General features: G+C 59.5%; 30 protein-coding genes and 1 tRNA gene. 26 read left to right on the top strand and 5 right to left on the bottom strand.

Annotated features, from left to right (window positions below; genetic code table 11):
• The 5 genes from OKC30_RS02335 to OKC30_RS02315 form a co-directional block, all read right to left on the bottom strand.
• Positions 1-192 carry a PA3496 family putative envelope integrity protein gene (locus tag OKC30_RS02335; protein ID WP_270809540.1) on the bottom strand — a complete coding sequence of 64 codons (192 nt, stop codon included), beginning with the start codon at positions 190-192 and terminating at the stop codon, positions 1-3.
• Between the two features lie 76 nt (positions 193-268).
• The gene (locus OKC30_RS02330; RefSeq protein WP_270792861.1) at positions 269-760 is read right to left on the bottom strand and encodes a hypothetical protein; all 492 of its coding nucleotides are present in this window, start codon (positions 758-760) and stop codon (positions 269-271) included.
• Positions 761-1072: 312 nt separating this feature from the next.
• Complete coding sequence (locus tag OKC30_RS02325) at positions 1073-1318, bottom strand: hypothetical protein (RefSeq protein WP_171274209.1); 246 nt, start codon at positions 1316-1318, stop codon at positions 1073-1075.
• 231 nt (positions 1319-1549) lie between these two features.
• A tRNA-Pro gene (locus tag OKC30_RS02320) sits at positions 1550-1624 on the bottom strand.
• Between the two features lie 174 nt (positions 1625-1798).
• Positions 1799-2413, bottom strand: coding sequence for a helix-turn-helix domain-containing protein (locus OKC30_RS02315; RefSeq protein ID WP_223940122.1), 615 nt, complete (start codon positions 2411-2413; stop codon positions 1799-1801).
• 138 nt (positions 2414-2551) lie between these two features.
• Here OKC30_RS02315 and OKC30_RS02310 point away from each other — a divergent pair, with 138 nt between their 5' ends.
• The 26 genes from OKC30_RS02310 to OKC30_RS02185 all read left to right on the top strand — a co-directional run bounded on the left by OKC30_RS02310 (position 2552) and on the right by OKC30_RS02185 (position 20394).
• Positions 2552-2758, top strand: a complete 207-nt coding sequence (locus tag OKC30_RS02310; RefSeq protein ID WP_043129257.1) for a Cro/CI family transcriptional regulator — start codon at positions 2552-2554, stop codon at positions 2756-2758.
• Between the two features lie 33 nt (positions 2759-2791).
• Positions 2792-3592, top strand: a complete 801-nt coding sequence (locus OKC30_RS02305) for a phage antirepressor (protein ID WP_270809539.1) — start codon at positions 2792-2794, stop codon at positions 3590-3592.
• A gap of 55 nt (positions 3593-3647) precedes the next feature.
• Positions 3648-4037 (top strand): hypothetical protein, encoded by a 390-nt coding sequence (locus tag OKC30_RS02300; protein WP_333562784.1) that lies wholly within the window; start codon positions 3648-3650, stop codon positions 4035-4037.
• A 4-nt stretch (positions 4038-4041) separates the two neighbouring features.
• Positions 4042-4260 carry a hypothetical protein gene (locus OKC30_RS02295; protein WP_270668435.1) on the top strand — a complete coding sequence of 73 codons (219 nt, stop codon included), beginning with the start codon at positions 4042-4044 and terminating at the stop codon, positions 4258-4260.
• A gap of 50 nt (positions 4261-4310) precedes the next feature.
• Positions 4311-4466, top strand: coding sequence for a hypothetical protein (locus OKC30_RS02290; protein WP_270809538.1), 156 nt, complete (start codon positions 4311-4313; stop codon positions 4464-4466).
• Positions 4459-4590, top strand: coding sequence for an adenylate cyclase (locus OKC30_RS02285; RefSeq protein ID WP_149152961.1), 132 nt, complete (start codon positions 4459-4461; stop codon positions 4588-4590). The genes OKC30_RS02290 and OKC30_RS02285 overlap by 8 nt, the downstream gene beginning before the upstream one ends.
• Positions 4591-4651: 61 nt before the next feature.
• On the top strand, positions 4652-5425 hold the full coding sequence (locus OKC30_RS02280; RefSeq protein ID WP_270809536.1) for a replication protein: 774 nt from the start codon (positions 4652-4654) through the stop codon (positions 5423-5425).
• Positions 5415-6827: a replicative DNA helicase gene (locus OKC30_RS02275; RefSeq protein WP_223945634.1), complete on the top strand. Its 1413-nt coding sequence runs from the start codon at positions 5415-5417 to the stop codon at positions 6825-6827. The genes OKC30_RS02280 and OKC30_RS02275 overlap by 11 nt, the downstream gene beginning before the upstream one ends.
• Entirely contained in the window at positions 6820-7131 is a 312-nt protein-coding gene (locus OKC30_RS02270; protein WP_270809535.1) for a hypothetical protein, read from the top strand. The genes OKC30_RS02275 and OKC30_RS02270 overlap by 8 nt, the downstream gene beginning before the upstream one ends.
• Positions 7132-7207: 76 nt before the next feature.
• Positions 7208-7501, top strand: coding sequence for a hypothetical protein (locus OKC30_RS02265; RefSeq protein WP_270809534.1), 294 nt, complete (start codon positions 7208-7210; stop codon positions 7499-7501).
• A complete protein-coding gene (locus OKC30_RS02260; protein WP_270809533.1) occupies positions 7498-8172 on the top strand; it encodes a GIY-YIG nuclease family protein in 675 nt (224 codons plus the stop codon). The genes OKC30_RS02265 and OKC30_RS02260 overlap by 4 nt, the downstream gene beginning before the upstream one ends.
• 2 nt (positions 8173-8174) lie before the next feature.
• Entirely contained in the window at positions 8175-8768 is a 594-nt protein-coding gene (locus OKC30_RS02255; RefSeq protein ID WP_053288673.1) for a DUF1367 family protein, read from the top strand.
• Positions 8765-9094 carry a nuclease domain-containing protein gene (locus tag OKC30_RS02250; protein WP_042062766.1) on the top strand — a complete coding sequence of 110 codons (330 nt, stop codon included), beginning with the start codon at positions 8765-8767 and terminating at the stop codon, positions 9092-9094. Before OKC30_RS02255 ends, OKC30_RS02250 begins: the two co-directional genes overlap by 4 nt.
• Positions 9091-9513 carry a hypothetical protein gene (locus OKC30_RS02245; RefSeq protein ID WP_139751064.1) on the top strand — a complete coding sequence of 141 codons (423 nt, stop codon included), beginning with the start codon at positions 9091-9093 and terminating at the stop codon, positions 9511-9513. The genes OKC30_RS02250 and OKC30_RS02245 overlap by 4 nt, the downstream gene beginning before the upstream one ends.
• Positions 9510-10211, top strand: coding sequence for a TIGR02642 family protein (locus OKC30_RS02240; protein WP_270669948.1), 702 nt, complete (start codon positions 9510-9512; stop codon positions 10209-10211). Before OKC30_RS02245 ends, OKC30_RS02240 begins: the two co-directional genes overlap by 4 nt.
• Before the next feature lie 168 nt (positions 10212-10379).
• Positions 10380-10694, top strand: coding sequence for a phage holin family protein (locus tag OKC30_RS02235; RefSeq protein ID WP_270669949.1), 315 nt, complete (start codon positions 10380-10382; stop codon positions 10692-10694).
• Entirely contained in the window at positions 10694-11176 is a 483-nt protein-coding gene (locus OKC30_RS02230; protein ID WP_042880549.1) for a TIGR02594 family protein, read from the top strand. The genes OKC30_RS02235 and OKC30_RS02230 overlap by 1 nt, the downstream gene beginning before the upstream one ends.
• Before the next feature lie 53 nt (positions 11177-11229).
• On the top strand, positions 11230-11454 hold the full coding sequence (locus tag OKC30_RS02225; RefSeq protein ID WP_201035354.1) for a hypothetical protein: 225 nt from the start codon (positions 11230-11232) through the stop codon (positions 11452-11454).
• Position 11455: 1 nt separating this feature from the next.
• Entirely contained in the window at positions 11456-11686 is a 231-nt protein-coding gene (locus tag OKC30_RS02220; RefSeq protein WP_043163259.1) for a hypothetical protein, read from the top strand.
• Positions 11687-11919: 233 nt separating this feature from the next.
• Positions 11920-12810, top strand: coding sequence for a terminase (locus tag OKC30_RS02215; RefSeq protein ID WP_270809532.1), 891 nt, complete (start codon positions 11920-11922; stop codon positions 12808-12810).
• Complete coding sequence (locus OKC30_RS02210) at positions 12807-14507, top strand: terminase (protein WP_270809531.1); 1701 nt, start codon at positions 12807-12809, stop codon at positions 14505-14507. Before OKC30_RS02215 ends, OKC30_RS02210 begins: the two co-directional genes overlap by 4 nt.
• Positions 14507-17095: a portal protein gene (locus tag OKC30_RS02205; protein WP_270809530.1), complete on the top strand. Its 2589-nt coding sequence runs from the start codon at positions 14507-14509 to the stop codon at positions 17093-17095. The genes OKC30_RS02210 and OKC30_RS02205 overlap by 1 nt, the downstream gene beginning before the upstream one ends.
• A gap of 167 nt (positions 17096-17262) precedes the next feature.
• Positions 17263-17598 (top strand): Gp49 family protein, encoded by a 336-nt coding sequence (locus OKC30_RS02200; protein WP_270809529.1) that lies wholly within the window; start codon positions 17263-17265, stop codon positions 17596-17598.
• 131 nt (positions 17599-17729) lie between these two features.
• Positions 17730-18647 carry a hypothetical protein gene (locus OKC30_RS02195; protein ID WP_270809528.1) on the top strand — a complete coding sequence of 306 codons (918 nt, stop codon included), beginning with the start codon at positions 17730-17732 and terminating at the stop codon, positions 18645-18647.
• A 71-nt stretch (positions 18648-18718) separates the two neighbouring features.
• Positions 18719-19936 (top strand): phage capsid family protein, encoded by a 1218-nt coding sequence (locus OKC30_RS02190; protein ID WP_270809527.1) that lies wholly within the window; start codon positions 18719-18721, stop codon positions 19934-19936.
• Between the two features lie 68 nt (positions 19937-20004).
• Positions 20005-20394 carry a hypothetical protein gene (locus tag OKC30_RS02185; protein WP_270809526.1) on the top strand — a complete coding sequence of 130 codons (390 nt, stop codon included), beginning with the start codon at positions 20005-20007 and terminating at the stop codon, positions 20392-20394.
• Positions 20395-20451: the final 57 nt, after the last annotated feature.

Here is a 20451-nt window from a genome sequence, read left to right as displayed (position 1 = left end):
CTACATCTCCATTTCCAGTTGCAGGGCTCGCGCTTCGTGATACTCCTCGATGGCGCGGCGGGTGGCGGCCTTGGTCTTGGCCATCCGCTTTTGCTCGGCGGATGGGGCGGCGTCTACGTGGTACTTGCGGCGGGTGGGTGGCACCATTGCGCCGCGAAAGCCCATCAGCTGGGCTTCGGTCAGATTTTTCATGGTCTGGGTCCTGTGGTTGTAAAAACGAAAAAGCCCAGCAGTTGCTGGGCTCTGTTAGCGTTATTGCGTGAATACGCTAAATAGGTTTTTTACACTTACGAAGCGCATCGATGCCGATCTGAAGCTCTGGGAACTTTGCGCTTGCCGTTCTTCCTTGGAAAATAATGTCGGTTTTCTTTGAGGCATGCACTGCATTCAATAAAAAGTTCTGGCCATCATCTGATACTGGCTTTACCAACACGCCCTCATTCTTGCCGCTAACATAAGCAGCTACAGACCTGAGCTTCACACCGTTGATGGTAATCACCATGTCATCTACAGCCCCATCCGTACCTCTGAAACCAGCGGCAAACCGGCTCGGCAATGACAAAGCCAACACCCCTTGATCTGATAGAATCAAACTTATCTGGCTATCGGTGCCACCATCTCGGTCAAGATTGAACCCATGAGCCCAATCGCAGGTATCTACAACGAACCAGTTATCTTCATCAGTCTTCGCGGATATACCAAATGCCATCAACGATCCACTGAGCAGCATTGCATGCCACCAACCCCCTACTCGATTCATAACCCCTCCTTGTTTCGAAGGGGGCATTATGGATCTGTTTGGGGCGGCTGTCAGCCTGCAACCCCCTGATGCAAGGGGCTCCAGGCAGGCCACTGTTGCCAGTGGCCTGCGTTCACGTTCACGCACCGCCTTCCGGATTGAACGGGGTATCGGCGCATCCCTACCGGCATCGGGATTTGTGGTTGTGAGCCGGTTCAAGGTTGTTAAAGAGCAGGCCCAGCCGAATTTGGCGTGAGCGAAGCCAAAGCATCCTTGCGGTGCTTGAGAAAGAGGCTTTGGCTACGGCGCTATGAGGGAAGCGCCAGACCCGGGTCAGATGGCGTTGCGGTGGAACTCGGCCCGCCAGTGGAGGAGGGCGCTGTGCCTAGTGAAACCTGTGTTGCGAAGCTGGGCGGCTCGAGCTGCAACAATGTGGTGCCGCTCGGTGGCCATCATGGCCAGGTGCAGGCGCTGTTTGATGGCTCGGCGGCGGGCGGCGTTGCCGTTCAGGCGGTCGGCGATGGCGGCAACGATCTGGTCGGCGCGTTTCGCGGCCCTGGAAAAAAGGCGTCTGGTCATGATACAGTCTCCGTTGTTGGCGAGTTGGTCCTCGCTAATACCCACCTGACTATTCATATTCATGCTGGGTCCTGTTGCTGGGGTTGGTCCCCCGGCGCAATGACTGGGGGTGGTTCCCTGGTCCGTCAAAGCCCCGCCCTGTGCGGGGCTTTGTCGTTATTACGCGCTGGTGAGGCGCCTTCTTCTTATTGCCCTGGCTGGGGCTGGGTCCTGTTGCTGGTTGTCTAAATTTGGTCGGAGATACAGGGATCGAACCTGTGACGCCCTCATCCCAAATGAGGTGGCATACCGCTTGCCGAATCTCCGATGTTGCCGGTAATTCGATTGCTTTACCGAACAAGGTGAAGGTTAATATTCGCGAACGCTTTCGTCAATGAGAAATGTTCGGTATGACGAACTTTTTTGATGTGGGTACGGTTACCCCAAAGCTGCGGGCATGAAAAAGCCCGCACAAGGCGGGCTAGGCAAGAGTTGGGACGGTTATTCCTTCACATCACGACGGAGTTCAACCATTCGGCCGTAAACCAGCGCCTCTTTGATTGGCACGGCACCAAGACGCTGATCATCGGTGACGAGACTGATGCCAGATAATCCATCAAGGGCTTTGAGAAGCCTCCGCTGCTTACTCTCACCCAGGCGGACCAGTAGTATATCTTCATGCCGGGGCTCTCTGTCGGCCAAGTCGATCACACAGATATCACCAGTCTTGATGCCGGATTCGGCAAGATTGTCATCGTTGGCAACCACGCCAATAAGTTGCCCGTCCAGTTCACTGAAAATATGTCGCCCGCTATCCAGAGAGGAAAGCGCATCCGACGGGTGGTTACCAAGTTCAGACATTTCCCATACTGGTACTTTGCCGAGGTTTGTATCTGTCACATAGGTACCACTTTCCTTGCCGCTGTAGAGCCAGAGTGGATCACAGCCAAGAGCTTTGGCGATTGAGAGTAGGCTACTAACCCGCAGGTCTTTTAGCGGGTCTGACAATAGGACGGAGATTACAGCCTTGCTGATCCCGGACTTGCGAACCAGGTCTGCCTGCTTGTAGCCCCGCTCCTTCATCATGTATTCCAGTCGATCTCTAAAAGAGGTCATATCTCTCTCTCGTTCGCGTAATAAAACCCAAAATGTATTTTCACCTATTGCGTGTCCTCAATGTCGATCATTGACATGTTCGTGTAACCGAACCAAAATGGGCAGGAAACACCAGACAACGATGAGAGGACCAGACCAATGAAGAAAAACGACGCCATTCAATTCTTTGGCGGCAGTAACGCCCTTGCTCGCGCTCTCGGCGCAGCGAAGAGCACGGTATCCGAGTGGCCAGAGGTTATCCCTGAGAAGTTTGCTGCTCGCATTCACTTCGTATCCGGCGAGAAACTGGACTTCTGCCTGGAAGACTATCGACCTGAACAGCATGAAACCCAGCAGGCCGCCTAACCAGTCGCCCAACCACCAACAGGACCCAAGATCGTGACCAATCTGATTAGCAAGGCCTTTGAAGGGCACAACATTCGCATCATTACCGACCAGCAGGGCGAGCCGTGGTTCGTGGCTGCCGATATTGCCAGGGCTTTGGGGTACAACGATGCCGATCAAGCCATCCGCCGCCACTGCAAGGGCGTGACTAAAGCCCCCGTTGAAACGACGGGGGGTATGCAACGAGCCTCTATCATCCCCGAGCGCGACGTTTACCGCCTCGTCATGCGCTCCAAACTCGAGAGTGCAGAGCGTTTCGAAGAGTGGGTGGTCGGCGAAGTGTTGCCCAGCATCCGCAAACATGGCGGCTACATTGCCGGTCAGGAGCAGGATGCGCCGGAGCTGATCATGGCCAAGGCGCTGATGGTGGCGCAGTCGGTGATCGACCGGAAAAGCCAAGAGCTGGCAGCCGCCCAGCAGACCATTGCGGCCAATGCCCATAAGAGCGAGTTTTTCGACAACTACGCCTACAGCGGTGGCGCCCTCAGCTTTCGCGCCGTCGCCAAGCTGCTCAAGGCCAATGAGAACGCGTTTCGCGCCTTCCTGTTCAGCAGGGGGTACATGTATCGGCTGGGTGGCGTGCTGACCGCTTACGCCCAGCATATCGATGCGGGCCGCTTTGAGGTCAAGACGGGCACCGCCGAGCACAACCAGCATGCCTTCGTTGCGACCAAGTTCACCGCCAAGGGTGTGCAGTGGATCGCGGGTGAATGGGGCAAGCACCAGGTCGAGAAAGAGCTGAATTGTCAGGTTCCTGCATTGCAGGAGACCCCCTATACCTATGCGCAGCATTGAGACCCAATCTCCTGAAAAGTCAGGCGATTAAAAAAACCACCAGAGGACCAACCCCATGGGAAGAGTAACGCTCCCCGATCATGAAAATATGAGCACCCGCTCCCCGCTGCGGGTGCGCGGCACCCCGGCCCAGCGCCAGGTATGGCAGGAAGTCGGCGCCGAGTGTGGCATGACAGAAACCGCATTTGCGCGCGCTTCATTGCTGATCTTGCTCAAGGCCATATCTCAGCATGAGCCCGGCATATTGGCGAGGGCCGTCAAACGGGCCAATCGGAGCCTGCTCGAGCAGGGATTTCCGCCCGTGACCGTCGAGGAGATCCTGGATGGCTCCGGTCTGCCCGAACGCGGCCTGCTCCAGTTCAGCCAGGAAGACGAGGCCGCCTACAACGAGGAGCGCCCCCTTCGCCCCCTTCAAAAACTCATCAACTTCGTCCTCGGGAGGTAACCCCATGACCATGCAACTCCGTCCGCCGCGCCCGGCATCCCAGCATGTCAGCGATCGCGACAACATCATTTTGAAGGCCGTCATGCACGAACTGGCCCTGGCCATCGACGAGCCGCTGATCTCGACCGCTCAAGCAGCCGGCACTGATCGTCAGGCCGTTCGTCTGGCCCGCGAGCTCGAAGCCCGCACTCTGGAGCGCGCCGAGGCACAACCCAGCGCATAGGTAGCACCTGCCCGCCTTACCACCGGGCTTTTTTGAACAGGACCCAAGAAATGACCAATTCAACCATGGCCCATGGGGGCCACCCCTTGCCGCATGACCTCGACCATTGCCCGCTGTGCGGCAGTGAACTGCGATCCAGTACCGATGACCACGCATTTGAGTGCCCGGCCTGCGCCTACACCGAGCGGGAGGTGGCTCATGGCTAATCCGTCATCTGTTGCCACCTGGGAGCTCTATGAGCTCAGGAAGCGCGAATTACAGCAACAGGGCCTTACCCAGCACGAGTACGAGCTGGCTGTGCGCCGATTGGCTGATGAATTGGAGGTGTGAGATGGCGGCGCTTTTGAAGTTTCCAGATAGACGCCCACAGAGTGCCCCACAGGAGGTTCGTGTGGCAGACCTTGATGATGGCTATACCCGCATTGCCAATGAGCTCTACGAGGCGCTGATTGGCGCTGATTTGACCAAGCACCAGTTCAAGGTCGTACTGGCGGTGATCCGCAAGACCTATGGCTTTAACCAGACCCATGATCGCATCACCAATGGGCAGATAGCCGAGATGACCGGTTTGCCGGAGACCCGAGTTTGCACCGCCAAAAACCAATTATTGGAGATGGGAATACTGGTCAACAAAGGGCGAAAAATAGGACCCAACAAGGTACTTTCTGAGTGGGACTTTGACGTTCCCCGAAACAGGGAAAAGCTACCCGAAACAGGGTATAAAAATTTCCCCGAAACAGGGAATCGAGTTTCCCCGAAACAGGGACACACAAAAGACACTATTCAAAAGACAGTAAAGACAACTACTGATGGGGCATCAGCTTGCGCTGAACCCCCAGCAGCAACCCCCGAAAAGCGACCAGTGAAAAATACACCATACCAGGCGATCCTGGATGCCTATCACGACATCCTGCCGGAGATGCCAGCCATCCGTGAGCTGACCGATTCTCGCAAAACCAAAATCAGGAACTTCTGGACCAAGTTCAAGTTCGACGAGACCCGCTGGCGCGCCTACTTGGATTTCATCGCCAAGAACTGCCGCTGGATGTGCGAGAGCCGCCCGCGCCGCGATGGCGAGTCGGCCTGGAAGCCGAAGAACTTGGATTTTTTGGTGACCGAGAGGTGTTATCTGGGCGTGCGGGAGGGGCGGTTCAATGACGAGTGATGCAATGGGGTTTGTGCCCCCTCACAACTTCGAGGCAGAGCAGTCTGTGCTGGGCGGGCTGATGCTGCGGGCTGACTCGTTCCACGACTTGGGCCTGTCTGAGCGCGATTTTTACAGTCGCCCGCACCAGATCATTTTCGGGGCGATCTCCCAACTGATCGCCGCCAAGCAGCCGGTTGACATCATGACAGTGCAGCACCGTATCGAGCAGGACGGCGAGCTCGATGTTGCCGGCGGGTTTGCCTACCTAGTCGAGATCGCCAAGAACACCCCAAGCGCGGCGAACATCGTGACCTATGGGGGGATGGTGCGTAGCGCTGCAGAGCGGCGCTTCGCTGTTGCCAAGCTGCATGACTGTATCGCGGCGATGATGGAGCCTGGATTCAGCAACACCGATGAGCGGTTCGCTGCGATGGGGTCGCTGTTGTCTGAGGTCGATGCCAAGCGCTCTGGGGGGGTGACCGGGATTGCGGTACACGCCAGCGAAATCGTGCGGGACTGGTGTGATGAGCTGGATCGCCGGGCAAGCCGCCGCCCAGGGGAGATGACCGGTTATGCCACGGGGATCGCGTCCTTGGATGAGTTGCTCTACCCAGGTGGGATCAGCCCTACGGCGCTGGTGTGTATCGGCGCTCGACCGAAGATGGGCAAGACCACGCTGATGGCGAGTCTGTGTAACCACACGTCGCTGGTCAAGAAGCTCCCTGTGGTTGGTTTTTCGCTGGAGATGACACGGGGTGAGCTGTTCGAGGTCATGGTATCGCAAGCGTCCGGTGTCTCCGGCAAGCATCTGAAATCAATGTCTGACCAGTGCAAGATGGACAAGGCCTACGCTGTTGCCGCAGAGCTTGGTAACTCCAAACTCCATATCGCAGATCTGCCTGGGCTGACTGTGCACCAGGTGGTGCGTGAGAGTCGCCGGCTGAAGCGACAGTTCGGTCAGCTCGGGCTGATCGCTGTTGACTACCTGACGCTGATGACTGCCGACAAGGCTGAGCGTAACGATCTGGCTTACGGCGCGATAACCAAGGCGCTCAAGATGCTAGCCAAGGAGATGGGTTGCCCGGTGATCCTGCTGACTCAGCTCAATCGAGGGCTGGAGCAGCGTGCAGACAAACGCCCGGTTCCCAGCGACAGCCGTGACACCGGCCAGATCGAGCAGGATTGCGATGTGTGGATCGGCTGTTATCGCGATGAGGTCTATAACGAGGCTTCCCCGATGGCAGGAGTCATGGAGTTGCTGGTCAGGCTCAACCGAGGCGGTAAGACGGGAACCGCTTACTGCCAGTTCCATGATGGGGTGATCTCAAATATCGACCAGCAAGAGGTTGCGCGCATGGCACACGCTGCAGAAGTGGAACGCAGCAAGGCCAAGCCTGCGAAAGGGGGATGGGATGGCTGATTTGTTCAATCCGGATGTGATCGCCGCGGTCAAGGCCGCGAAATTCTGCCGAGTGGTGATCTATCCGCCCGTTCGGGGTTGGTGCGGGGAGCGTGTGCAGCTCGAGGTGGCCGACGAGATCGATGCGCTGGGATACACCGACCAGCGGCGTGGCGCAGGGCATTGGCTGGTGCAGAGCACGACGCCGGAGCGAGTGGCGGAGGAAGCCGCACGGCTGAGAGCCGCGCCAGTGCTGGCGTTGCGGTGTGATGTCTCGTTTGGGGCTGTGGATAACTTCGAAGAGGAGGGCCTTGCCAACCAGTGACACAGGGGGTAGCGCCCCGTACCATTGCCAGTGCCGGACCTAGACCACCCGGCTGTTTAACCAAAGGACCTAGACTATGACCAAGCCACATACCCGAGATCTATCCATCGCGACCCAGTTGGGCCGCGTGATTGCCGTTATGAGCGACGGCAAGCCCCGCACCCTGCGCGACATCGAGCGCGAGTGCTGGAGCCGCTACGGCCACGCCGACACCCAGGCCGCCATCAGCGCCAGACTGCGTGAAGTTTGTTGCTACGGCTGGGTGAAGCATTCCAGCAACCAGGTCATCGACGGCAAGCAGGTGTGGCATTACCGCATCGAGCTGCCTCCCACCACCGAGGCCGTTGCAGCCAAGGCGGTGGCAGCATGACTCATCACCCATCGCAGTATTCCGTGTTCGGAAGAACTGGATTGACATCAGCCACCAATTTTGAAGCTGAAATTGTCTACTCAGATTCAGAAAGCACCGCATTTGCGTTCGGGCTTCCCCATCAAGTTGTGTATGACGCATGCCGAGCCTTGGAAGCGACGAGCGAACTCCACAGCGTTTTCTGCCCAATCGATGATTTCAGTGATTGTCGTTTCTATGAGTTCACAGTTATTGGAGCGTTGGCTCTAATTGAGCACCTGAAAATTCCACCACACAGCTTCGCTGTCTGGCGTTATCTCTGTGATTTTGAACGCATGATTCAAGGCTTGTCTGACTTAATTGTGCTGGTCGGTAAATTTTCCGAGTGGAAGGAACAGCTCGACACTCAACCTAAAAGACCATCTTTCGTTTACGTAATGAAGTGTTTATCAACTGGTCTTTTCAAGATAGGTAGGGCAATAGACATTCCTCACCGGGTGAAAACGGTCCAGTCTATGTCAGCCGGCCATCTTGTTTTGGTCTATCAAGCGCATGGTGGATCCGAGCTGGAGTCTCGTTTGCACAAAGAGTTCTCCCATCGGCGTGATCATGGCGAGTGGTTTTCCTTGTCAGAGGCGGAGCTTTTACGCTTAGCCGACCTCATGGGGACAAGTGGCGAGGAGGCGGCATAACCATGGAGCTGACCCTTCTGAAAATGTCCGGCGGGGTACTTGCCCCATCCACTCCGGCCGATGCCGAAGCCATCAAGCTGATGCCGATCGGTACCACCATCCTGGCCAAGGGCAAGGGGCGCCGCAACCTGGCGTTTCATCGCCGCTTCTTCGCCCTGCTCAACCTGACTTTCGATTACTGGGAGCCAACTGGCGGCATGGTATCGCCAGCCGAGCAGGGGATCCTGTCCCGGTTCGTTCGCTACCTCGCCCAGTTCGGCGCTGGCAACGTGCTGAACAAGGCCAAGGATGAGTTTATCGACCAGCTGGCCAGCAGCCGTATCGAGCGCCACGGCCCCCAGGCTGAGAAGTCGTTTGAGGTGATGCGCAAGTGGCTCACCGTCGAGGCCGGTTATTACACCGTGGTGATGCTGCCGGATGGCGGCATGCGCAAGGAGGCCAAGAGCGTCAGCTTTGCCAAGATGGATCAGACTGAGTTCTCCGACCTGTACCGGGCTGTGTTCGGGGTCTGCTGGCGCTATGTGCTGAGCAAGCAGTTTGCCACCGAGGAGGAGGCTGAGAACGCCTGCGCCCAGCTGATGGGGTTTGCCGGATGAGATTCGAGACCAGCCCAATCCGCTCCAGCGACCTGCGCGATGGCGCTCGCGGCCAGCTCTGCAAGATCCAGCTTGCCGGGGTCTGCATCGGTGGCACCGAAACCACGGTGCTGGCTCACCTACCTAGCGCCCCGCATGGAATGGCCCTCAAGGGGGATGATTTGGTGGCAGTTGAGGCGTGCTGTGCTTGCCATGACGCCATTGATGGCCGTATCGCCTACGACTGGCAGCCAGGGGAGCGTGAAGAGGTCACCTATAGCGCCCTGACCCGTCAGCTGCACAGCTGGGTGGTGCGGGGGCTTGTCAGTGTGAAGGGGGCGGCATGATCCACCTCTCTGCTATCGATGCCAGCCGCCTGCTCGGCAACAATCCGAAAGCCAAGGCCGTGGTGAACAAGGTCAAGAAGGCGCAGCAGGTGGACACCCTGCACAGCAAGGTGCTGGCCCAGCTGGTCGGCTTCCCTGACCCAGCCACCGAGCTGTTGTTTCACCCCAAGCGCAAATGGCGCTTCGACTACGCCTGGGAGGAGCAGAAGCTCGCCCTTGAGGTCCACGGCGGGATCCACTCCGGTGGCCGGCATACCAGGGGGAGGGGGTTCGTAGAGGACCGGGCCAAGATGAACGAGGCCACCTTGCTCGGGTGGACCGTGCTGGAAGTCACCCCGGAACACATCAAATCCGGCCAGTTGCGCGCCTGGCTGCTCGCCGCCTTCAATCAGGACCCAGACCAGAGGACCAATCCATGACCCATGCTATCGAAATGGCTCTGCGCCTATTCTCGCCGAAGGGGGCGCTCCATGAGCCCGCCGCCGGCAGGCAGTTCAATGCTCTGGGTCGGGACGAGTTTATCGGCGCCCTGCAGGTGGCAGCAAAGAGCAACCCGCAAGGACTCCAGTTCCTCATGGCCGACCATCTGGGGGACGAACAGGCCCTGGCGTCATTGCTGGCACACTTCAGCACCACGCTGGACAGCGACGAGGCCGGTGGTATGGCCATGGCAATCCTGCTGCGCCGCCCGCTGCCTGAGCAGCTGGATCACCTGGTACTTTGCCACCCTCACTATGACAAGGAGCGCCGCCGGGCCGCCGTGGTAATGGAGAAGGCCAAGCGCGCCCACCGGTCCGGCAATGATCACGAGTACCAGCGCCTTCTGGCTGAGCGGAACGAGATCCTGTCCCTGGCCAATGACCACTGTGTCGCCGAGATGATGCAGTCAGGGCGCTGTCCTCACTGCAATGGCACCGGGATCCGCCCGCGCAAGGGTGACGGCTGCCCGAAGTGCCACGGCACCGGCCGGGTCGTGCCACACGTAGAGTTGGTGTCGCGCCGGTTCGGGCAGGAGATGAGGCAGGCCGTAGAGCGTGCTGTTGATGAGGTGATCCACCAGGCGTCAGATCTGGCCAAAGTCATGGGCCGACAAGTGAGGGAGATGCAGGCGGATTAGGCGCGGAGCGTTCGCCGCCGAGCAGGCGCAACCTCATGAATAGACGCAGTGATTGAATCCACCCCTCCCCGGCGTTAGTATTGCTCAAAGATGGCCAGAGTCCCCGTGACCCTGGCCTTTTTCATTTCTGGCCCGCCTCGTGCGGGCTTTGTCGTTTCTGGAGGGGCGATGACGCCTGACAAGGATCCACAGAACTACAGCGTGCTCGCCTATCTGGCATTCGGCGGGTTGAGCGTATGGGGAGGGCTTGTGACCTACATACAGACGGTGAAACGCGAGGGAAGGCAGTTCCGATGGGCCGAGGCGCTGCTGCAGGTGGTGGTGTCAGGGTTCTCCGGGATGTTGACCATGCTGCTGAGCTGGTACATCGCAGCCCCGCTCCCGTTGTGCGGCTTCATGGCTGGCCTGGCTGGCTTGATGGGGTCGAAAGCACTGGAGCTGTACGAACGCCGGGCAACCGGCTGGATGGGAGGGAGGGAGTGATGGTGAAAATGCGCTGGGTAGATGAAGCCCGTAGGCATATCGGGTTGACGGAGATTAAGGGGCCCCAACACAACCCCGAGATCGTGGCGATGTGGAAGGCCATCAAGCGGGGTGGCATCCGTGATGATGAAACCCCGTGGTGTGCCGCCTTTGTTGGAGCGTGCCTAGAGCGGGTCGGTATTCAGTCCACCCGGTTCGAGGGTGCGCGTTCCTATGCCTCCTGGGGGGAGAAGCTGGAAAAGCCGGTGGCAGGCTGCGTAGTGGTGTTCTCCCGGGATGGTGGCGGACACGTTGGGTTCGTAGTGGGGCAGGACAAGGCGGGCAATCTGCTGGTGCTGGGCGGTAACCAGGCTGACGCGGTGAACGTGAAGGCGTTCCCTCGCTCCAGGGTAACCGCATACCGCTGGCCTGCCGGTGAGCCGAAGCCTGTGGGGGAATTGCCTGTGATGGCTGCGGCAGAGTTCTCGAAGTCCGAGGCATAGGCGCAAGCCTTGCCAATATCGCCGGGTAACCGGTAACAGCAGAGGAGAGTGCGATGGAACACATCGTTGAGGTGGTCATCAACTGGATTGTCATCCTGATGGCTGTAGTGGGCGGCGCGTCCATGGTGGTGCAGGGGCTGGCCAAGATCGCGGCCGTTACCCCGTCCACCCGGGACGATGAGGTTATCGGGAAGGTGCAGGCCTTCCTGGTAGGCCTGACCAAGGTGCTGGACAAGCTGGCATTGAACCTGCCAGCCGAGAAAGCACGGAAGCAATAACATGAACAGCTTGCTCCAACTGCTCGACATTCTAACGGCCCTTCTGGGCCGTTGGCTTAAGCAGGAGAGGGCAAGGGAGGTGCAGGAAAGCCATGACAAGAATCATGCGGACCCACAGGGGCGTTTTGCTGAGCGTTTCGGTGCTGCTTCTGGCCAGTTGCCAGACAGCTCCAAGCCAAACAGCGAACTGCCCGCCACCCACACCCAGGCTGACATGGAACCCCGCCGCTAATGGCGGGGTTTGTCTTTCTGGGGAATCCACAGCCGACCTACTGGACTATCTCGATGCACTGGAGCGATGCAGTGGTTAATGGCGTTACCGTGACCGGTGTTATCACTCAGGTGAGGGAGTATGACGGGAGTCAGGCTCTGGTCACCCTGAATACTGGCGTCTCCGTTCTGGTACCGGCAACTCACGAGCCCGCACCAGGCGACACCATCGTTGAAGGCGAGCTATCTCTCTAAATGGCAAAGACCGACTGGGCACAGCTCAATGCAGAGTTCCTGCAGGAGCATGAAGCGACCGGCATCAGTGCGAAAGACTGGTGTGACAGCCGCGGCCTGAACTACAACTCGGCGCGTCGCTATTTGAAATCTCGGGGGCAATCCCCTGCGCAACCTGATAAATCTCGCGTAGCTGCGCAATCTGCGCATTCCGAAGTGCGCAAAACTGCGCAATCTGCGCAAAGTGCGCAAGCCAAGGGGAATGAGGCCAAGGCCAAAGGGGGAGAAGGAAGAGGGGAGAAGTCCTCGGCATCCACTTATACCCCGGCCAGCTTGGACCAGAACTCGAAAACCAACTCGGGGCGCCAGCCAGATGGGCGCTTTGACAAGGGAAATCGGGAGTCAGTAGGCAACCAAGGCAACCAGAACCCACCGAATAAGTGGCAACCCGGCGACCGGCCTGCACTGACCCACGGCGGTTATGCCAAGTACCTCGATGCCGAGGAGCTGTTCGACCAGGCCCGCGAGTTGCAACTGCGCGACGAGCTGGACTTCACCCGGGCTCGCGTCATCTCCGTCACCAAGCTGCTCAAGGGGCTGCAGCAGGACCTGGTCACAGCCAGCGAGATGACCGACCGGATTGCGCTTTACGACAAGATCCTGAAAGCAGAGCAGGCCCTAGACCGCAACATCCAGCGGATTGAGTCCATCGAGCGGACCCTGAGCGCCCTGCGCATCGACGAGGTGAGTGTGCCGAAGATTGAGGAAGATACTCGGCGCATCCGGGCTGCTGCCCGCAAGCTGACCGCCGAAGCCGATCGGCTCGAGAAGGATGGCGGCAGCGAGGCCACCCCGGTCAGCGAGATGGTTTCCGAACTCCACGACATGGGGACAGGGGGGCTGATGTCATGACTGTTCCCATCGACGCATCTTCCATGACTGAGCAGGAGCAGATGGCCTACATCCGCTCGAAGCTCAGCGATAAGTGGTGGCGGATGAACAACCTCTACATGATCGAGAACGAACAGGGCAAGCTGGTGCGCTTCCGGCTTCGCCCGGCGCAGGAGTTGCTGTTCCGGACCATGTGGTACCTGAATATTATCCTCAAGGCACGCCAGCTCGGATTCTCCACGGCCATCGATATCTATCTGCTGGACGAGGCGCTGTTCAACAAGAACCTCAAGTGCGGGATCATCGCCCAGGACCTGACGGCCGCCGGCGAGATCTACCGCACCAAGATTGAAGTCCCGTTCGATAACCTACCCAGCTGGCTCAAGGCCCAATTCAAGGTGGTGACCCGGCGCGGCGGGGCGAATGGCGGGCACATCCTGTTCCGGCATGGCTCCAGCATCCAGGTGGCCACTTCCTTCCGCTCCGGTACCGTCCAGCGCCTGCATGTCTCCGAGCATGGGAAGATTTGCGCCAAGTACCCGGAGAAGGCCAAGGAGGTGCGAACCGGCACCCTGCAGGCGATCCACCCGGGCGCCGTGGCTTTCATCGAGAGCACGGCCGAAGGGGTGGGGGGCGACTTCCACGCCATGAGCATGAAGTCCCTCGAGCTGGCCAGGGCATCCGGTGAGCTCAGCCAGCTCGACTGGAAGTTCCACTTCTTCGCCTGGTGGCAGGATCCCAAGTATCGCGCCGACGTCCCCGCTTCCGGTGTGGTGATGAGCAAAACCCAGGCGGAATACTTCGCCGCGGTGGAGAAGGCGATGAGCTGCACCATCAGCGACGAGCAGCGGCAATGGTACGTGCTGAAAGAGTCCACCTTGGGCGCCGAGATGAAGCAGGAGTTCCCCAGCACGCCGCTGGAAGCCTTCCTCACCTCCGGGCGCCGTGTGTTCGACCCCATCGCCACCATGGAGGCTGAGGGCGATTGCATGGCCCCGCTCATCGTCTACGACATCGACCCAGTGACCGGCAGGCGTGAGAAAGCCCGCAAACCGGAGAAGCTGGACGAGCAGGGGCAGCGCTCGCTCGAGAACATGCTGCTGGTCTGGGAGCTGCCAGACCCTGACGAGGATTACGCCATCGGCGCCGACGTGGCGGAAGGGCTAGAGCACGGCGATCGTTCAAGCCTGGATGTCACGGCCAAGAGCGACGGCCGTCAGGTGGCCCACTGGTTCGGGCATCTCGACCCGGGGCTGTTTGCTCAACTGCTTGCCCACGTTGGCCGCTTCTATGGCACCGCAGAGCATGGCCCGGCCTACATCGGCCCAGAGCGCAACAACCACGGTCATGCTGTGCTGCTCAAGCTCCGTGAGATCTACCCGACCCGACGCATCTACACCCAGGAGCACATCGACCGGGACCGCGACGACGAGACCCCGCGCCTCGGCTGGCTCACCACTCGGCAGTCCAAGCCGATCCTGGTTGATGGCCTCAAGGCCCTGCTGCGTGCCGGGCAGTCCGGGATCCGCTGGATCGGTACCATTTCCGAAGCCACCACCTACGTCTACGACAAGAGCGGCAGCATGAACGCCCAGGACGGCTGCTACGACGACCAGCTCATGAGCTACATGATTGCCCAAGAGATGCGTGCCCGGATGCCGGCCCGCATCGTCAAACCTGAATCCTTCCGCAAACCCAAGCACTGGATGGCCAACTGATGATCAACGCCCAACCCAAGGCCCCTGAAAAAGGCGGCCTCGATACCCCGCGCCTGCTCAAACTGATGAGCGATATCAACGGCCAGCCGGACTGGCGAAGCCTTGCCAATCGAGCTTGCGCTTACTACGACAACGACCAACTGCCACCTGCGGTAAAAAAGGCACTCGATGAACGCGGGCAGCCCATCACGATCCACAACCTCATCGCCCCGACTATCGACGGCGTGCTGGGGATGGAGGCCAAGAGCCGCACCGATCTGATGGTGATCGCCGATGACCACGACGACGAGCTGGAGCAGCTGGCGGAGGCCGTCAACGCTGAATACGCCGATATGTGCCGCCTGGGTGGGCTGGACCGCGCCCGGGGTGAGGCGTATGGCGGCCAGATAAAGACCGGTGTGGGCTGGGTTGAGGTATGCCGCCGCGATGACCCGTTCGGCCCGCGCTACAAGTTCAGCAACGTCCACCGAGACGAGGTTTATTGGGACTGGCACAGCAGGGAGCCGGACCTAAGCGACTGCCGCTGGTTGATGCGCCGCCGCTGGGTCGATCTGGATGAGGCCAAGACCATGTTCCCGAGCAAGGCACAGGCGCTGCAGTGGGGCGTCAACGACTGGGAGGGGATGGTAAGCCTGACCGCCATCGAGGGGATGGATCCCAACCTAGTCAGTGCCTATGACGAGTGGAGTCAGTTCAGCGGCAAGGAGATAGAGTGGTGCAGCCGGGAGCGGGACCGGGTGCTGCTGCAAGTGGTCTACTACCGCACCTACACCATGCGTCAGGTGCTGAAGCTCGACTCAGGCCGGGCGTTGGAATACGACAAGACCAATCAACTGCATCTCGCTGCTGTGGCCATGGGGCGCGCCAAGCTGGAACGCTGCCCGGTGGCCGTGATCCGGGAATCCTGGTTCGTCGGCCCTCATCATCTGGTTGATCGACCCTGCTCTGCTCCCCACAACATGTACCCGCTGGTGCCGTTCTGGGGGTATCGCAAAGACCGCACCGGCGAACCCTATGGGCTGATTGCTCGAGCCATGCCGGCGCAGGACGAGGTGAACCTGCGGCGTATCAAGCTCACCTTCCTGCTGCAGGCCAAGCGCGTCATCATGGATAAGGACGCCACCAACATGAGCCGGGATCAGGTGCTGGAGCAAGTCGAGCGCCCCGATGGCTATATCGAGCTCAACCCTGACCGAGCCAACAAGACCAGCGTGAGCGATGCCTTCAAGGTAGAGCAGGACTTCAACGTGGCGGCCCAGCAGTTTCAGGTGATGCAGGACTCGGTGAAGCTGATCCAAGACACCATGGGGGTTTATGCCGCCTTCCTGGGCCAGGGCTCCACCGGACAATCTGGTGTGGCCATCAGCAACCTGGTGGAGCAGGGGGCAACCACGCTTTCCGAGATCAACGACAACTACCGGATGGGCTGCCAGCAAGTGGGGCAGTTGGCACTGGCATACCTGCTGGAAGACATGGCCAGCAAGCGCAACTACAAGGTGACAGTGAACCGGGATGACCCCCGCCGCCGCAAGGCCGTGGTGGTCAATGTGGAGCAGGAGGATGGCAAGCTCACCAATGATGTGACCCGGCTGCGGGCCCATATCGCACTGGCGCCGATCCAGCAGACTGCCGCCTACAAGCAACAACTGGCCGAGCGGATGACCCAGGCCATGTCCCAACTTCCGCCAGAGGCTGCAGGTGCCTGCTTTGACCTGCTGGTCGAGCTGATGGATGTACCGCGCAAGGCAGAGTTCGTGGAGCGGATCCGCAATGCCCTGAACATCCCGAAAGACCCGGACGAGATGAGCGACGAGGAACGCGCAGCCGACGAGCAGCAAGCCCAGCAGGCCCAGATGCAGCAGGAGCTGGCCATGCGCGAGATGCAGGCCAAGCTGGCAGAGTTGGAAGGCAAGGCCGCCAAGTGGCAGGCAGAGGCCCAGCGCATCGCCAAGCTGACCGACTCTATCCGGTTCGAGGATGCCCTCAAGCAGGCCCAGACAGGCAAGACATTGCAGGAGATGGAGCAGTTGGCAGCAGAGAACGACCGACTCAAGCTCGAGTACGCGCAGATGCAGCAGCAAATCGTCCAGCACATCGAGGCACAGCTCGACAGCATCCAGTTGCCAAGTGGTCGCCGAGGCTTCTCTGATGGCGGTGATGTGATTGGACCAGGAACAAAAACGTCAGACAGTATTCCCGCAAATCTTTCGAATGGGGAAGTGGTGATAAACGCAGATGCCGCTGACATTGCTGGGCGTGAAAATCTGGCACAACTTAACAAGAGTGGGCTTGCTCGCCGAAAATCATACGGGAAGCGAGCCGATGGGACAGAAAAGGGGTCTGGATACTTCGGTGAGATTAAGCTGCCAGATGGCAATATTGCTACAGAGTATTCAGTTGGGGTGAATCTTGGGGGGAAGGAACTTGAAATACCAACCCTAGTTCCAACCCTATCCAAGGAAGAGATGTCACTGATGACGAATGACATCATTCCAAACGGCAAACAGGTGCCAAGACAAATCCTCCAGAAGGCTGTTGAACACGCAACAAAGCGGATGTCCATCGGACAGTCTCCGTTCGCCGATTAAATTTGATAGCAAGACTATTTCAGTGAGCGACTAACGCTATCAATGGGTTGTTGATTTATCAAACAGCCAGCGTTAGGATTTACCCATCATGGCCCAGTCTCTCGAGATTGGGCCTTTTTCATTTCCGAACCCGGCCACTGCGCCGGGTTTTTTATTTGGAGCAGGACATGACCGACCAGCAACACATTGATGCCGAAATGGAGCGCGAGATCCAGACTCTCGGGCTGACAGCGCCGCGTGTGACCCCTGACCAGATCGATGCGCTGATGCGTGGCGTTCGCTATGAGGTGCAGGTTGTGCCTGGCACCACAACCACGCTGGCCACCGCCATTGCTGCCAACGGATTCACCCTTGCCATCGGCATGACCGCCTGCGCCGACCCGACCAACTTCAATGCAGATCTTGGCGCCAAGTACGCCATCAAGGATGCCGAAGCCAAGGCCCGCCAAGAGCTGTGGAAGCTGGAAGGCTGGCGGCTCAAGTGCCATTTAGCGAATCTTTAGCGATAGACGGCAACCCTTGCCCGCCTTGTGCGGGCTTTTTTGTGCCCAGCTCCAGCCGGGGAGGGCTTTCACCGAGAGCCTTCCCCCGCTTGGGCAGCGATACCACCCACTGAAAACCCACGAGGACAACCATGGATAAGAACATCGACAACCTGACCGGCACTGAGAGCCTGGACGAACTGGAAGCCATGCTGGAAGCGATCGAGCGTGAGCCCGATGGCGAGCTGGATGATGGCACTGGCACCGAGCAAACGGACGTACAACCCGCGCCGTCGGCGGGCGAGGTGGCAGCCGGTAACGAACAGGGCAGTACCGAGCAGGGCGGTGAAGGGGTCGCGGAGCCTGAGAAGGTGATCCTGGCCAAGAGCGGTCAACACACCATCCCGTATGAAGTGCTGGAGCAGGCACGCAATGAAGCCAAGCAACTGCGTGTGCAGCTGGCTCAGTCGCAGCAGGCCCAAGCCGAACGGGACAAGCTGGCCGCCGTGTTAGAGCAGAACGGCATTGAGCTGGACACCAGCGATCCCGATAGCATCGATGTCGCTGCTATTGAGGAACTGGCCCAGGACTACCCCGACCTTGGCAAACCGCTGGCGGCCATCGCCCGCAAGTTGCAGAAGTTGGAGCAGCCCGCCCAACCCGCTATCAACCTGGTACAGGCCGCACTGCAGGCGGTACCTGATCTGGTGAGCTGGCGGGAAAAGGACCAGGACCGTTTCGACTTCGCCATCATCGTCGATGAGAAGCTCCAGGCTGATCCCGCGTGGCAAGGCAAGTCGCTGGATGAGCGATTCGCAGAGGCGGCGCGCCGCACCAAGCTGGCCTTTGGTGATGAGGTTCAAGCGCCTCCCGCCAAGGTGCCCGGCAAGGGTGCAGAGAAGCCCGCTGATTTCATCCCGTCCAGCCCTTCGGCACTCGGCCAGACCCATCATGCAGCACCCACCGGAGTAGAGCGCTATGGCGCTATGTCTCAGACCGAACTTATCGGCGAGATGGGCGCCATGACGGATGCCCAAATGGAGGCGCTGCTGGAGCAATCCGGGTTCTAACCAACCACCCGTTTACATCAACCAACCCCGGCCACCGTGTCGGGGTTTTTGTTTTCATGTAGGAGAGGACCATGACCCAAGTCACCTCGGCGCAAGCCAACAAGATTTTGCAGGCCGCACTGTTTACGGCGGCCAACCGTTCTCACTCGCTGGTGAACATGCTGACCGAAGAGGCCCCAAAGGGTGCCAAGATCAACGGCGGCAAACAGACCAGCGCCGGCGCACCAGTGGTGCGCATCACCGACCTGGCCAAGGTTGCGGGCGACACCGTTGATATGCAGCTGTTCCATCAGCTCTCTGGCCGCCCTACCATGGGTGACAAGAAGCTGGATGGGCGCCTCGAGTCCCTGTCCTTCGCTGACTTCGGTCTTAAGGTCAATCAGACCCGTCACGGCGTTGATGCTGGCGGCAAAATGAGCCAGTCCCGCACCAAGCACGACCTGATCAAGACCGCCCGCGTGCTGCTGGGTGATGGCTACTACGGTCGCCTGGTTGATCAGCGCGGCTTTGCCCAGCTGGCAGGTGCCCGAGGCGACTACTCCGCGACCGATATCATTCTGCCGCTGGCGGATGACCCGGAATTTGCCGACATCATGATCAACCCGCTGACTGCGCCAACCTACGAGCGCCACTTCTTCGGTGGTGATGCGACCAGCTTCGAAGGCATCGACGCGGCTGACCGCTTCAATCTGGGTTGCGTGGACAACATGTCGCTGTTCCTGTCCGAGATGGCCAACCCCATCCAGCCGATCCGCATGGTCTCCGACCCGTCCGGTGGCGAGCCGCTCTACGTGCTCTATGTCACCCCGCGCCAGTGGCACGACTTCTACACCTCAACCTCCGGCAAGGACTGGCAGGCGATGCTGTCGGCCTCAATTGAGCGCAGCAAGGGATGGAACCACCCCATCTTCCGCGGTGAAGGTGCGATGTGGCGCGGCATCCTGGTCAAGCCCTACAAGGGCATGCCGATCCGCTTCAACCAGGGCAGCGCCGTCAAGGTGTGCGCAGCCAACTCAGCAACCGGTGCGGAAGTGGACAAGGTTGCTGGTACCACCATCGACCGCGCCGTGCTGCTGGGCGGTCAGGCGCTGGCCAACGCCTTCGGCTCTGGCGAGCAGGGCGGCTCCTTCGGCATGCACGAAGAGAAAACCGACCACGGCAACAGCACAGAGATCTCCATCAGCTGGGTATCCGGCCTGCAGAAGATCCGCTTCAAGCAGCGCAACGGCAACATTCAGGACCATGGCTGCATGGTGTTGGATACCGCCGTCAGCGCCGTCGGCCGCTAAGCCACCCACCCGCGCGAGGGGGTTGATGCCCCCTCCTGTTTAAATCTGACCAGACAAGGAGCCATATCATGGCCAAAACTACCCTGCTCGCCCGAGCGTACCGCTGGTTTGTCGGTTCGTTCGGCAACCTCTCTATCTCTCCGACCCTGGTGGCCAAGCTGGCTGCAGTACCCGCTGGCGATGTTGTCGCATACGGCGACAAGGTGGAGCCCAACCTGAAAGTGGTGGGTGTGACGATGTTCAGCACTGCGCTGGGCGCGAGTACCACCATCACCGCCAAGATCGGCACGACCACCATCATCAACGCCGAGAGTACGGTGGGGGCGGTGGCAAAGTATTACCCGGTCGATGACCTGATGACCGAGCCTGACCAGGAGCTCACCCTCACCGTTGGCGGCGGCGCTGCGACGGGCACGGTCAAGCTCAAACTGCATTACGAGGTAGTCGGCAACCTGTAAGGCTGCCGATCACTGTCCGCCCGGCCCCGTGCCGGGCTTTTTCGTTTCTAAATAGGA

Origin of the sequence: Aeromonas sp. QDB18 (genome assembly GCF_027705325.1) — a bacterium.
GTDB classification, from domain to species: Bacteria; Pseudomonadota; Gammaproteobacteria; order Enterobacterales; family Aeromonadaceae; genus Aeromonas; species Aeromonas caviae.
Note: the sequence above shows the minus strand (reverse complement) of the source record. Positions and strands in the feature narration are given on the sequence as shown.

Excerpts from the sequence above, each read along its gene's own strand:
- OKC30_RS02335 (WP_270809540.1), bottom strand. The coding sequence starts at position 192 with ATGAAAAATCTGACCGAAGCCCAGCTGATGGGCTTTCGCGGCGCAATG.
- OKC30_RS02330 (WP_270792861.1), bottom strand. The coding sequence starts at position 760 with ATGAATCGAGTAGGGGGTTGGTGGCATGCAATGCTGCTCAGTGGATCG.
- OKC30_RS02325 (WP_171274209.1), bottom strand. The coding sequence starts at position 1,318 with ATGACCAGACGCCTTTTTTCCAGGGCCGCGAAACGCGCCGACCAGATC.
- OKC30_RS02315 (WP_223940122.1), bottom strand. The coding sequence starts at position 2,413 with ATGACCTCTTTTAGAGATCGACTGGAATACATGATGAAGGAGCGGGGC.
- OKC30_RS02310 (WP_043129257.1), top strand. The coding sequence starts at position 2,552 with ATGAAGAAAAACGACGCCATTCAATTCTTTGGCGGCAGTAACGCCCTT.
- OKC30_RS02300 (WP_333562784.1), top strand. The coding sequence starts at position 3,648 with ATGGGAAGAGTAACGCTCCCCGATCATGAAAATATGAGCACCCGCTCC.
- OKC30_RS02295 (WP_270668435.1), top strand. The coding sequence starts at position 4,042 with ATGACCATGCAACTCCGTCCGCCGCGCCCGGCATCCCAGCATGTCAGC.
- OKC30_RS02290 (WP_270809538.1), top strand. The coding sequence starts at position 4,311 with ATGACCAATTCAACCATGGCCCATGGGGGCCACCCCTTGCCGCATGAC.
- OKC30_RS02285 (WP_149152961.1), top strand. The coding sequence starts at position 4,459 with ATGGCTAATCCGTCATCTGTTGCCACCTGGGAGCTCTATGAGCTCAGG.
- OKC30_RS02275 (WP_223945634.1), top strand. The coding sequence starts at position 5,415 with ATGACGAGTGATGCAATGGGGTTTGTGCCCCCTCACAACTTCGAGGCA.
- OKC30_RS02270 (WP_270809535.1), top strand. The coding sequence starts at position 6,820 with ATGGCTGATTTGTTCAATCCGGATGTGATCGCCGCGGTCAAGGCCGCG.
- OKC30_RS02265 (WP_270809534.1), top strand. The coding sequence starts at position 7,208 with ATGACCAAGCCACATACCCGAGATCTATCCATCGCGACCCAGTTGGGC.
- OKC30_RS02260 (WP_270809533.1), top strand. The coding sequence starts at position 7,498 with ATGACTCATCACCCATCGCAGTATTCCGTGTTCGGAAGAACTGGATTG.
- OKC30_RS02255 (WP_053288673.1), top strand. The coding sequence starts at position 8,175 with ATGGAGCTGACCCTTCTGAAAATGTCCGGCGGGGTACTTGCCCCATCC.
- OKC30_RS02250 (WP_042062766.1), top strand. The coding sequence starts at position 8,765 with ATGAGATTCGAGACCAGCCCAATCCGCTCCAGCGACCTGCGCGATGGC.
- OKC30_RS02245 (WP_139751064.1), top strand. The coding sequence starts at position 9,091 with ATGATCCACCTCTCTGCTATCGATGCCAGCCGCCTGCTCGGCAACAAT.
- OKC30_RS02240 (WP_270669948.1), top strand. The coding sequence starts at position 9,510 with ATGACCCATGCTATCGAAATGGCTCTGCGCCTATTCTCGCCGAAGGGG.
- OKC30_RS02235 (WP_270669949.1), top strand. The coding sequence starts at position 10,380 with ATGACGCCTGACAAGGATCCACAGAACTACAGCGTGCTCGCCTATCTG.
- OKC30_RS02230 (WP_042880549.1), top strand. The coding sequence starts at position 10,694 with ATGGTGAAAATGCGCTGGGTAGATGAAGCCCGTAGGCATATCGGGTTG.
- OKC30_RS02225 (WP_201035354.1), top strand. The coding sequence starts at position 11,230 with ATGGAACACATCGTTGAGGTGGTCATCAACTGGATTGTCATCCTGATG.
- OKC30_RS02220 (WP_043163259.1), top strand. The coding sequence starts at position 11,456 with ATGAACAGCTTGCTCCAACTGCTCGACATTCTAACGGCCCTTCTGGGC.
- OKC30_RS02215 (WP_270809532.1), top strand. The coding sequence starts at position 11,920 with ATGGCAAAGACCGACTGGGCACAGCTCAATGCAGAGTTCCTGCAGGAG.
- OKC30_RS02210 (WP_270809531.1), top strand. The coding sequence starts at position 12,807 with ATGACTGTTCCCATCGACGCATCTTCCATGACTGAGCAGGAGCAGATG.
- OKC30_RS02205 (WP_270809530.1), top strand. The coding sequence starts at position 14,507 with ATGATCAACGCCCAACCCAAGGCCCCTGAAAAAGGCGGCCTCGATACC.
- OKC30_RS02200 (WP_270809529.1), top strand. The coding sequence starts at position 17,263 with ATGACCGACCAGCAACACATTGATGCCGAAATGGAGCGCGAGATCCAG.
- OKC30_RS02195 (WP_270809528.1), top strand. The coding sequence starts at position 17,730 with ATGGATAAGAACATCGACAACCTGACCGGCACTGAGAGCCTGGACGAA.
- OKC30_RS02190 (WP_270809527.1), top strand. The coding sequence starts at position 18,719 with ATGACCCAAGTCACCTCGGCGCAAGCCAACAAGATTTTGCAGGCCGCA.
- OKC30_RS02185 (WP_270809526.1), top strand. The coding sequence starts at position 20,005 with ATGGCCAAAACTACCCTGCTCGCCCGAGCGTACCGCTGGTTTGTCGGT.